The following is a 12,020-nucleotide window of genomic DNA, read 5'->3' on the forward strand; positions in this document are numbered from 1 at the left end:
TGCGGAGGCTGGGGGTGCGGAAGCGCCCGATGTCCTCGGGGCGGAGCGTCACCACGAAGCGCCCCAACGCGGCAACATCCTCACGCGAGGCCACCGCGGCGAAGCGCTCCGCCTCGGGGAGCCGTGCCAGCTCACGGGCAACCAGGTGCAGTCGAGGTTGCAAGTCCGTCCGCGTTTCTCCCGAGTGGTACATTCCGTCTGTGAAAGGCGCTGCCTGGGGCCCGAGGGGGTGACAGCGACTGCACTCGGCGCGTCCCATGAACAGCTTCAGGCCCCGCTGCTGTCCTTCGGTGAGAGCGGCGGTGTCGCCACCGAACTGGAAGCGATCGAAGGGCGAGTCGCCGGGTTCGAGGGTGCGTACGTACGCCGCGACCGCCCGAGCGATGGTGTCCGCCGAAACATCCCTTCCCGCGAATGCGAGCGAATGAGCGGCGGAGTGCCGCTCGCGCACGCGCCGCACGAGGTCAGCGGGGTTTGCCATTCCGTGCTCATTGGGGTGGAGGAGCGGATCGAGGATGAGCGACTCCAGCGAGGTGCGCCGCCCGTCCCAGAACAAATTCCTCTCTCGTGCCACGGCGAGGAGGCTGGGGGCATTGCGAGTGCCTTTCCGATGATGGACGCCGCTCGAGATGGCGGCGTCATCGGCGAAGGCCCGTTCCGGCCGGTGGCAGCTCGCGCACGCCACCGCGCCATTCGCGCTCAGGGCGGTGTCGAAGAACAGGGCTCGCCCGAGAGCCACCAGCTGCGTTGACGGTGGGCGGGTCAGCCCCTCGTCCCCCTGGGCGGGTTCCGCCCCGGATGCGGGAGCCGCGGTGCCGAGCCCCACGGCGAGCACCCCCACCAGAGCCATCAACCAGTGGCGTGCTTCGCGGCCGAGAAACGCAACAGGACCGCATACATGCGTGGGTTTAATGCGAAACAACAGTCCCCCCCCGATGAGGCGCGTCGTCGATGCTCGGCTAGCTCATGTGCACCAAAATTCTTTAAACATCAAGAAGCACCTGGGCTCCATGTCTACGACGGTTTTCCACTGTACCCAGCGGAGTATGGGCCTTTTCGCTGTGTTGATGATTCGCCATCGAGTCATGCGAGCCTGCGCACGTTTGCCTATGGTGATGAACGCGCGCACGGCACCAGCAGGACAGGTCGGCTAGGAGCGGGGAGCTTCGGGCGTGAGGCCGTAGAGGGTGGTGACCTCGCGCGAGCGCGCCGCGTGCAACGGATCCGACCGGTCCTTCGCCTTGGAGTGACGCGCCGGGGTGGACCGCTTCCACTTCACCGTCAGGCCACAGCGCGCGAACTGCTCCTCGAGCCACCCGGGGGGGCGCAGGCCCAGCAGCACCGCGAGGTCCGAGATGATGAGCAGCCCCTCTCCTCCAGGCGTGAGGTGGGCGGGGAGCCCTTCCAGGAAGCGCCGCAGGAACTGGTTGTCCTCGTCGAACACCGCGCGGTCCACCCGATTCTTGGGGGGTTCGGGAATCCACGGCGGGTTGCAGACCACCAGATCCGCCTGCCCCTCCGGGAAGAGGTCGGCCTCCAGCACCTGGAAGCGCTTGGCGAGGCCGAGCCGCTCCGCGTTCTCTCGCGCACAGGTCACCGCCCGGCTGTCGCAGTCCGTGGCCACCGCGGACGCCGCTCCGCGCTGGAGCAGGAGGAACGAGAGCACGCCCGTTCCGGTGCCCACGTCGAACACGCGCTTGCCCTTCACGTTGGAGAGCGAGAGCAGCAGCTCCACGTAGTCGGTGCGGGTTGGCAGGTAGACGCCGTAGTGCGGATGGAGCAGGCCCGTGAGGCCGGGGACGGCGAGGCCCTTGCGCCGCCACTCCGCGGCCCCGAGCATGCCGAGCAACTGCTTGAGCGGGACGACGGTGACGTCCGTTTCGGGCTCGCCCCACACCTGCCGGCAGGCCAGCGACACGTCCGGGGCCCGCGAGAGGCCGAGCTGGTAGGCGCGGTCGAGCGCCACCACGATGCGCGACAGGGTCTCGTGCTCGAGCTGCCGCGCCCGACGCTCGGCCCGGAACGCCTCCAGCGGCGAGCGGCCCCCCGCCGGACGGGAGAGCCGCCGGCTCAGCGCGCCGAGCAGTTGCTTCGCGTTGTGGAAGTCACCGGTGTACAGGAGGAACTCGCCCCGGCGGACGCGCTTGAGCGCCGCATCGGCGCTCAGCCGGTCATCCACGGGCGACAGGCGCGTGGGTGTGGGCTCGTCGCTCTCCGAATGCCAGGTGAACGCGTCTCCTCGCGCGAGCTCGGGCGGCAGGGCGGCGGGTGTCGGTTTTCCTTCAGCGGCGGTGGAGGGGGGACGACGCGGCATGGGCTCCTGGGGGTGTACTCCGTGCGCCAGCGTAACGCGGAGATGGACCGCCGGGGCGTTCCTCCATATCTTGTTCCGGCATCTCGCCTGGCCGGAGTGTGAGGTTCGCGATTCATCTCTTCGCCGGGGGGGCTGTTGATGTCTGCATCTCGTCGTCTCGTGTGCTGTCTGGTCGTGCTGGGGGGCTTCCTTCTCGCGGGCTGCGCAGAAGGCCGCTTGGAGGCTCCCACGGAGGTCACCGCTACCTCCTCGGACGGCGTGGTGGCGGTGCGTTGGAAACCTCCCAAGAAGACGGGGGGCTTCCTCAAGAAAAGCCACCCCGTGCGCGGCTACCTCGTCCGGGCCCACCCGGGGGCGGTGAAGGTCTCCACGGAGGGAGGGGTGACGACGGCCTCCTTCTCCGGACTCAATCCCCGCACCGCGTACACGTTCACCGTGCAGTCCCTGGATGACAAGGCGGAGGGGCCTGTCTCGTCACCCTCGGCGCCAGTCACTCCTCGTCCCGAGGCGGAGGTCCTCCAGGTCTCCTTGCCTCCGGACGGTGGCTGCACCCCCCTCGAGTACCGGGTCCGGCGGCTCTCGGGCGCGCCCGTCGACATCCGCGTCGAATATGACGCCTCCGGGACGGGCACCTTCCGCCATGCCACCCCGGCCGCGAGTCCCACCCGTGAGGGGCTCCACGGCGTCACGACCACGCCCGACGTGGCCGGACAGGCCCACTCCTTCCTCTGGGACACCTCGCGGGACCTGCCGCCCCGGCGCCTCACGGGCATGACGGTGCGCGTCTCGGCCCTGGTGGACGGACTGCTCGTGGGTCGCCAGGTGCTGGAGGACGTCGAGCTCGACAACACTCCGCGCTTTTCGCGGAGCCGCCTCAGGCCCGTGGGCACGAGACCCACCGCCGTCACCACCGGGGACTTCAATCATGATGGCCGGCCCGACTTCGCCATCGCCGACGAGAACGACAACGCCGTGGGACTGCGGCTCGGCCAGGGTGACGGCACCTTCCAGCAGGGGGCGCTTGCTCGGGTCGGGGCTCGACCCGTGGCCCTCGTGGCCGAGGACTTCGACCGGGATGGTCGGTTGGACCTGGCCGTCGCCAACCAGGGCGACGCCTCCGTGAGTCTGCTGCGGGGCATGGGGAATGGCTCCTTCCGGGAGGCGGTGCGCCTGGCCGTGGCGGACCAACCGGTGGCCCTCGTGGCCGGGGACTTCAACCGGGATGGCTGGCTGGACCTGGCCGTCGCCAACCGGGGCGATGCCTCCGTGAGCCTGCTGCGGGGCAGCGGGGGCGGCTCCTTCCAGGAGGCGGTGCGCCTGCAAGCGGGTGCCTCGCCTGCTTCCGTCACGGCCGGGGACTTCGACCGGGATGGCCGGCTGGATCTGGCCGTCAGCAACCCTGATGACGACTCGGTGAGCGTGCTGAGGGGCAACGGAGATGGCTCCTTCCGCGCCGCGACGCACCTGACGGGGATGGTCCGTCCCACGTCGCTCGAGCACGGGGACTTCGACCGGGATGGCCGGCTGGACCTCGCGGTGGGCCACGGGGCCAACGTGAGCCTCCTGTTCGGCATCGGCGACGGCTCCTTCCGGTCCGCGGTCAGAATCGGCGACAGTGCGATCTCCTCCATCCAGGATCTGGAGTCCGAGGATCTCAACGGGGATGGCTTGTTGGATCTCGTCGCCGCCCGCGCTGACTCCCTGACGCTGCTGTTCTCCAAGGGAGATGGCTCGTTCCAGGTCCAGCGGTTGGAGTCCGACTCCATCGGGGGGCGTTCCCTCTCCCTGGTGGACTTCAATGGAGACGGCAAGCGGGAACTCGTGCTCGTGAACCCGTCCGATGCGTCGGCCCACCTCCTGCTCAACCCGCGGCAGGCGTGCAGCGGCTTCGACCTGAAGGCGCCCGTTGTCTCTCAGGGACTGGCTCCCCACGTCCACCAGGTCGTCGACCTCAATCTGGACGGGAAGTTGGACCTGGTCATGCTCGATGGGATGTCGACCACGAGCCACGGTGACCTCTTCTCTCTGGCTGTAGGGCTGGGTGAGGGGCAGGGGAGCTTCCGGCCGACCGTCCAGGGCCGTGACGTCTCGTTGGGACGCTCCTTCGCCGTCGCCGTCGGGGACTTCACCGGGGACGGGTTGCCGGATATCGGCATCTCCTCTGAATGGCAGGAGGACCCCATCGAGGTATTGCCGGGAGACGGGCTTGGCGGCTTCACGCGCACTGCTTCTTCGCAGGGCGGCACCCATCCCTATAGGGCCCTGCTCCCCGGAGACTTCAACCGGGACGGGAAGGCGGATCTGGTCGGTTTGAAGGCCCCTGTGAATGGCAACGAGGTGCACCTGCTGCTCGGCGGTGGAGATGGCACCTTCCAGCGCACCCTGCTGGAAGTCCCCCAGGCCCAGCAGGTGCTCGTCGCGGACTTCGACGGGGATGGCGTGGACGATCTGGTCACCCGAAGCCAGCAGGGCGACAGCGTAAGCGTCCTGCTCAGTGGTGCGAATGGCTCCTTCCAGGCGGCGAGCTCTACCCCCCTCGCGACGGCGGCTCCCCTGGTCACCGCGGACCTGAATGGAGACGGGCGGGCGGATCTCCTCTCGACGGATGCGGCGGGGCAGGTGGTCGTGCTGCTCGGAAAGGGGGATGGAGCCTTCCTGCCCGCGGCCGCCTTCGCCGCTGCCAGCGCTTCGAGCCAGCTCCACATCGCCGACTTCAATGAGGATGGCTGGCCGGATGTGCTCGCCGAATCCTCCTCCCAGCCCGCGAGCGTGCTCCTGGGCAAGGGAGACGGCACCCTCCAGGCTCCGAGGACGCTCCGCCGCTGGTCGGGCCGCATCCAGGCCGTCGGAGACTTCGACGGGGACGGCGTGCCGGACCTCTTCCTTGCTCCCCCGGGGGAGCGAAGCCTGCTCCTGCTCCACGGCAACGGGGATGGCTCTTTCTGGGAGGAGGGCGCGGCTGGCACCGGCGCTCCTTCAGGCGCGCTCGCTTCCGCGGACCTGAATGGAGACGGGAGACAGGAACTCGTCACCGCCAACACGGGCAGTGGCACGGTGAGCGTGCTGCGCGGCAACGGGGACGCCACCTTCCAGCCCGCCCTCGGGTACGCGGTGGGCGCGGAGCCTCGCGCTCTGGCCCTCGGAGACCTCGACCGGGATGGCCGGTGGGACATCGTCACCGCCAACACGGGCAGCGGCACGGTGAGCGTGCTGCGCGGCAACGGGGATGGCACCTTCCAGCCCGCCACCGGGTACGCGGTCGGTACGAGTCCCCGCGCCCTGGCCGTTGGAGACTTCAATCGAGATGGGTGGTGGGACGTCGTCACCGCCAACACGGGCAGCGGCACGGTGAGCGTGCTGCGCGGCAACGGAGATGGCACCTTCCAACCCGCCACCGGGTACGCGGTGGGCGCGGAGCCCCACGCGCTGGCCATTGGAGACTTCAACCGAGATGGGTGGTGGGACGTCGTTACCGCCAACACGGGCAGTGGCACGGTGAGCGTGCTGCGCGGCAACGGAGATGGCACCTTGCAGACCGCCGTCCAGCTGTCCGCCGACACGCGCCCCACCGCGTTGGTGGCCGGGGACTTCAACGCCGATGGCTGGCTGGACCTGGCGCTCGCGGGCGACGACTACACGCGCGGGAGCGTCGTGCTCCTCGGCAAGGGCGGTGGGGAGTTCGAGTCGCCGCGTGTCGAGGCGGCCTGGGGTGGCTCCGCCTCCCTGGTGGCCGGCGACTTCAATGTCGATGGGCGACTGGATCTGGTGAGCATCCATGCCAGCGGCACCGTCCTCGTGCGCTTCGGCGGAGGGGACGGCTCCTTCTCCCTGAAGGAGGGCGCGTTCTACCGCGTGCGAGGCGCCGCTCTCGCGGTGGCGGCGGACGACTTCAACCGGGATGGGCGGCTGGACTTCGCGGTCTCGGGAGAGGACGTGCGCGTGCTGCTCCAGCCGTGACGGTCACTTGCGCTTCGTCCGGGTCGCGGCACCGCCGGAGCGCGGCTGCTTCCTCGGCGCGGGCCGCTGCCTGCGGGGGGCCGGGCTCCTGGCGGGCTTCTGCTGGCCCTCGAAGAAGGCCTCGAGGAGCTCGCTGCCCGTCATCCGCTCCGGCGAGGCGGGCGCCGGGACGACATGGACGTTGCCCTCCTCATCCGGGCGGAGCAGGAGGACCTCGTCCTGGGTCAGACCCGGCAGGAGCATCGCGGAGTGGGTCGTGGCGATGAACTGGAGCCCGGGGAAGACAGCCTTCAGCGCGGGAATGAGCGCGGCCTGCCAGCTCGGGTGGATGTGGAGGTCCAGCTCGTCGATGAGGACGAGCCCCTCCATCTTCTCGGGCGCCACCGGCTTTCCGGCCTCGAGGAGGATGTGGCCGATGAGGTCGGCGAGCCAGGCGATGGTGCCCTGGTAGCCGTGCGACAGCCAGGTGGCGGGCACCTTGATGCGCTGGCCTCCCACGTCGAACTCGAAGCGGTGGGCCTCCAGCAGATCCTGCCGGGTGCGCACCATTCCCTGGCTCTGGAGCTCCAGGTCCACGATGCCCGGGAGGAGGTTGCCCTCGACGAGCACCTGCTTGAGGACGCGGTTGTAGGCCCTGGCCTGGGAGGGCTCGAAGAGGTCGGCGAAGCCGGTGGCGATCAGGCTGCCCCGGTCGAAGAGGTTCTCCAGGCGCTGCTTGATGGGGTCCGACAGCCCTTCCCCTTGAATGGCCTTGGGGCGAGGCAGGTTGCGCACCGTCCCATAGCCCGCGACGAACCAGCCCGGGAGCTGCGTCCTGCGCGCCTCGCGGACAGGGTCGAAGACACGGGTGTGCTCGGAGCCGACGTACCTCGAGCTGCCGACGAGGTCTCGCCAGGTGCTCTTGGCGGCGATCGAGCTGCGCATGTAGGGCGCGAGCGCGCGCTTCGTCTCCAGGCCGGGATACACGCGGGCCTTGTGTCCGCCCTGGCCGAAAGTGAACTCGGCGCCGATCAACATCAGCTCGGTGGGAGGCTGGCGCCGGTCTGGTAGCGAGGTGACGTCCGCGAGCTCACTGCCCAGCGTGGCGCCACTCGCGGCGAGCGCGATGGCCTGGAGGATGGCGGTCTTGCACGAGCCGTTCTCCCCCACGAGAACGGTCCACGGGCGGATTTCCCCGTCCTCGCGGGTGAAGGAGATGGCGACTTCCCGCAGGAGCTTGAGGTTGTGGAGGGTGAGGCTGCGCAGGTACATGCGGAGGGCCGTCGTGAGCGGGTAGGCGCCCACCATATCCTCACCCGGCCGACTTGTGGGTATTCACGAGAGACCGGCGTACCCGGGTATCGTCGCACCCCCCGTCTGGCACCCGGCCCCGGGGCTTCCCGACCCCCGGAGGCCCCTGGAGTTTCATCACGAAGGGCGCGCCCGCGCTTCCCGCCGAGATCTCGGCGCTGTCAAGACGGGGCGTTTTACGGCCACACCGCTCTTCTTCGACGTGACGGTCTCGTCCGGGGTGAGACAGCAGCGGGGTGTCAGGGGGCCATGGGAGGACGGAGCAAACCGGGGTAAAAGAAACCCTTCTTTCATGGAGGTTGTATGAAGTTCCTGTCGTACGGCTCCGCTGGAGTGCTCGCGGTGAGCCTGCTGTCCTCTTCGGCTTTCGCCAACCCTGCTGGCGCTCAGGGCAACTCGGGCAAGCAGGGCATGACCTGCACCACCTGCCACACGGCTGGCGCTTCCGTGCCCACCGTGGAGATCTCCGGCCCCGCGACGCTCAACCCGGGCGAGACGGGCCAGTATGCGTTCATCATCCGCGGCGGTCCCGCGAAGGTGGGCGGTACCAACATCGCGGTGAGCAACACGGAGGCCGTGCTCGCGCCGGCCACGAACTCGGGACTGAGGCCGGTGGGCAGTGGTGAGCTCACCCAGACCTCGCCCAAGGCCTTCAACGGCACCGAGGTCCGCTTCGACTTCACGCTGAAGGCGCCCGCGTCCACGGGCACCGTCTCCATCTTCGCCGCCGGCAATTCGGCCAACGGCAACGCGACGGGGTCCGGTGCTGGTGCGAGCGGTGACGGCATCGCGACCACGAAGCTGGATGTGACCGTCAACGCCGCCACCACCCCGGGCAATGACGAGGACAAGGGCTGCTCCGCCACCGGTGGCGCGCCGATGCTGGGGCTCGCGCTGTCCGCGCTCGCCATGACCCGGTTCCGCCGCCGTCGGAGCTGATTTTCCCGCTGTCCCTCCCTCCTCCCGAGTCCGGTTGGAACCCGGAAGGAGGGAGTCCCCTGAAGTGGACCTTTCCGGTCCGTGCCCCCTGAACCCGAGTCTCCCGTGTCGCTCTCCCTCCGCTCGCGCCCCCTGTCCCAGCCGCTCTCCCGCGTCTGCTGCGGAGTCCTCTCCGCGCTGCTGCTGATCGCCCCGGCGGTCCAGGCCGCTCCGGCGAAGTCCCGGACGTCCAAGTCGAAGTCCTCCAAGTCGGGCGCGTCCAAGACGCCCGCGGCGGCGCCGGCCTCCCCGCCCGCGTCGTCCACGCCAGAGTCCGCGCCCGCCGCGGCTTCGGAGCCCGCGCCCGCCGCGGAGTCCAAGCCCGCCGCCGAGTCTCCCCGGTCCGCTTCCGAGTCCAAGCCCGCCGCGGAGTCTCCTCGGCCCGCTCCCGCGTCCCGCGCCCAGGCCGCCCGGTCCACCCCGGCGGCCTCGGCCACTCCGGGCCGGATGCGCCTCGGCCTGGGCGGCGATCTCTTCTTCGAGAGCTCGCGCATGACGGGCGAGCAGACCATCAACGCCTCGCGCACCGATGAGTCCTTCGACTACAGCAGCCTGGGCTTCCTGTCCGCCACGGCCTGGATGAACACCCCCGTGCCCTCGGTGAGCGAGCGGGTGCGGGTGGGCGCTGGCCTGCGCATCTTCGGCAACTACGCCGCGGGCGGCGGCCAGGAGTTCGGCTTCGGTCTGCTCAACGAGGTGTTCGTCAACGGGGAGTACGGGCTTCCGGTGGCCGACAAGATGGAGCTCGTCCTCGGCGGGCGCGCGGGGCTCTCCTTCCTGATTCCTGGCCGCAAGTTCCAGGAGGAGATTCGCCGGCTCCAGGAGCAGGGCGTGAGCGTGTGGAGCGTGCCGCGCGTGGGCTGGCTGGCGGGTCCGTCCGTGGGCGCCCGGCGGCAGATGTCCGAGCGCATCTGGCTGCGCGCGGATCTGCTCGCCCAGGCCGAGCAGCAGTACCTCTTCGCCACGAGCCAGGAGATCTCCGGGCTTCGTTTCACCAAGACGTGGAGCACCCTGGCACTGCGCCTGGGGCTCAACCTCGGGGCCGAGTTTTCCCTCTGAGGCACGGGTTTCCTACTCGGGAGTCGCGCATGGCTGTCCGTCGCACGCTGATCCTCCCCGTGCTCGCCGCGCTGGTCGCGTGCCAGCCCACCTATACCTTCGAGCCGGAGCAGGTGGCGTCCGGTCCCGGAGGCATGGTGGGAAATGGCGAGCCCCTCACCCCCGGCACCTTCGAGGGAGGGGACGACGTCCTGCCCCCGCCCCTCAACGTGGCCCCGCCCAACGACACGCGCCCGCCCGACTGCGGCGCGGGCTGCGTGGCGCACTGCAACGGCGCGGGCCTGCGCAATCCCGTCAACCGCGGGCTGTGCCGCAGCCTGTGGGGCGTGGGCCTGCCCAACCGTCCCATCAAGTTCGCCGAGGCCTGTCGCCGGCTCTTCGTGGACATGCTGGGGCGCGTGCCCACCGCGGACGAGGCCGAGGCCACGTGCGCGGGCGGGTGGGGCGCCACGGTGAAGCGGCTGATGGAGCGCGAGGAGTTCCTCGCCATCCAGCAGCGCCTGGCCGCGGACCGCTTCCTCTACAGCAACGAGGTGACGAGCCTCCAGGCCATCTACGACATGGACCGCCTGGTGGCGAAGCTCTACCAGGGCAAGGTGCCCTATGACTTGTTCGCGGCGGTGGTGAGCGCCCACCCGGTGTTCACCCGCCGCTACGCGGACCCGGGCGACAAGGCGGAGGCCCTCTTCCGTCAGTTCCTCGGCCGGCCGCCCTTCGAGCACGAGCGCGCGGACATGTCGCGCCTCTACAAGCTGTGGCACTCGGGCTACTACGACCACCCGCAGCTGGGCATGCGCCTGCCGGACGCCTTCATCCGCTTCCGCTGCCTGGACGACGAGGGCCACGTGGACGAGGTGGCCCGGGGCGAGTGCGCCAGCGTGCTGTGGGGCTACAACGAGCTCATCTTCACCCCGGACCTGCGCGCCGCGAGAGACCCGCGCCTGGACAACGAGTTGACGATGTGGAGCGGGCTGCTCAAGCCGGAGGAGTGGGCGAAGCTGCAGGCTCCGGGCCGCATCATCGCCCGCGACCTGGCCTTCTGGGAGCGCGCGGTGGACGACGTGCTCCTGCAGTACCTGGGCTATGAGCTGTCCGCGAAGGTGCCCGAGGTGCGCGAGGAGCTGGTGCGCTTCCTGCTCGCCCACAACGGAGACATCCGCTCGGTGCACTACGCGGTGGCCACCTCCGTGGCCTACCTCCAGTCCGCCGAGGGCGCCTCGGCCTCCACCTACCGGTGGACGTACGGCCCGCTCAAGCAGGTGGACGCGGAGGTGTGGGTGGACTCCATGTTCCGCAACACGGGCTACAGCCTGCCCGGGTGCGACCGCCGCATCAGCCAGCCGGAGGCCCTGCTGCGCTCGGGCAGCATCGCCGGCTACCGGCTGCTGCAGAGCTCGGACTGGAAGCTGGACGAGGAGGGCGAGGTGGACGAGCGCTACGCGGAGCTGGCGCGCACGCTGGGCGGCTGCCCGGAGAACGTGACGGGCGGGCGCTTCCGCGTGGTGAGCATCCTCACCACCGCCACCCAGCTGTCCGCCGTGCAGGCGCTGTGCAACCCGGCGCTCGACCCGAAGGTGCAGGGCGCGCCGGTGGAGAAGCTGCTGCCCGAGGGCATGGGCGCCAGCCGCGCGGTGAACGCGAGCCTGGCCGCGGAGATCGCCATCCACCAGTACCGGACGTTGCTCGGCCGCTCGCCGGAGGACAGGGAGCTGGCCGAGGCCCGCGATGCGGGCACGGAGTGCGCCCTCACCTTGTGTTCGGCCGAGCAGTTCGCCCGTCCCTTCTGCTTCGCGCTGCTGTCGAGCGCCGAGCGCGTCTTCTACTAGCCCCCGGAGCCCCCGTCCCATGTCCGACTCCGATGACACGAAGCCCGTCACCCTCGGCCGCCGACGGCTGCTGCGGGGCCTGGGCGCCGGCGCCGCCGCGCTGGCCTTCCCCCACTTGTGGCTGCCGACCGCGGCCCGTGCCCAGACGGCCGGGCACGGTGCCGTGCGCCACCTCATCTACATCCGCCTGTCCGGCGGCTTCCGCTTCACCACCGCCTTCAACGGTGACGTGGCCGAGGAGTTCAACCCCTTTGGCCGCTCCACCCGGCGCGCGGAGGGCACCGAGTGGGGTGCCACGAAGCTGCTGGAGCGCGCGAGCTGGCTGGAGGGCGAGGAGAACAAGGTCCGTCGTGATCTCGGCATGCAGCCGGTGACGGACTTCACCCACGAGATGTGCGTGCTGCCGTGCGTGGACCACGAGCCCTTCTCGGCGCGCGCGGACGGGGGCCACGGCACGGGCCTGGAGCGCTTCCTCACGGGCTACGTGGGCGGGGCCACCGGCTTCCTCACGCTCGTCAACTACGGGGTGCGCGAGCGGGTGAAGGAGGCGGCCACGCGGGGCATCACCCTGCTGCCGGCCTTCAGCCTGGGCGAGG

At 70.1% G+C, this 12,020-nt stretch carries 7 protein-coding genes and 1 pseudogene; 5 read left to right on the plus strand and 3 right to left on the minus strand.

Annotated elements, in window-relative coordinates; genetic code table 11:
- Together VF697_RS43645 and VF697_RS42715 are read right to left on the minus strand one after the other, a co-directional pair.
- Positions 1-850: cytochrome-c peroxidase (locus VF697_RS43645; protein WP_414641471.1), on the minus strand; the 850-nt coding region annotated here is incomplete at its 3' end.
- Positions 851-1,150: 300 nt separating this feature from the next.
- A complete protein-coding gene (locus VF697_RS42715) occupies positions 1,151-2,314 on the minus strand; it encodes a class I SAM-dependent methyltransferase (RefSeq protein ID WP_331104441.1) in 1,164 nt (387 codons plus the stop codon).
- Between the two features lie 216 nt (positions 2,315-2,530).
- Here VF697_RS42715 and VF697_RS42720 point away from each other — a divergent pair, with 216 nt between their 5' ends.
- Positions 2,531-6,271: an FG-GAP-like repeat-containing protein gene (locus VF697_RS42720; protein WP_331104443.1), complete on the plus strand. Its 3,741-nt coding sequence runs from the start codon at positions 2,531-2,533 to the stop codon at positions 6,269-6,271.
- Between the two features lie 3 nt (positions 6,272-6,274).
- Here VF697_RS42720 and VF697_RS42725 read toward each other — a convergent pair whose 3' ends face one another.
- A complete protein-coding gene (locus tag VF697_RS42725; protein WP_331104445.1) occupies positions 6,275-7,558 on the minus strand; it encodes an AAA family ATPase in 1,284 nt (427 codons plus the stop codon).
- A 306-nt stretch (positions 7,559-7,864) separates the two neighbouring features.
- Here VF697_RS42725 and VF697_RS42730 point away from each other — a divergent pair, with 306 nt between their 5' ends.
- The 4 genes and pseudogenes from VF697_RS42730 to VF697_RS42745 form a co-directional block, all read left to right on the plus strand.
- A complete protein-coding gene (locus VF697_RS42730) occupies positions 7,865-8,500 on the plus strand; it encodes an MXAN_6652 family MXYO-CTERM-anchored protein (protein WP_331104447.1) in 636 nt (211 codons plus the stop codon).
- A 105-nt stretch (positions 8,501-8,605) separates the two neighbouring features.
- Positions 8,606-9,598, plus strand: coding sequence for a hypothetical protein (locus VF697_RS42735; protein ID WP_331104449.1), 993 nt, complete (start codon positions 8,606-8,608; stop codon positions 9,596-9,598).
- Between the two features lie 29 nt (positions 9,599-9,627).
- Complete coding sequence (locus VF697_RS42740) at positions 9,628-11,424, plus strand: hypothetical protein (protein ID WP_331104450.1); 1,797 nt, start codon at positions 9,628-9,630, stop codon at positions 11,422-11,424.
- A gap of 19 nt (positions 11,425-11,443) precedes the next feature.
- A pseudogene (locus VF697_RS42745) lies at positions 11,444-12,020 on the plus strand (transcriptional initiation protein Tat); the annotation flags it as partial.

The sequence above is a fragment of the Archangium sp. genome (assembly GCF_036388035.1).
GTDB lineage: Bacteria > Myxococcota > Myxococcia > Myxococcales > Myxococcaceae > Archangium.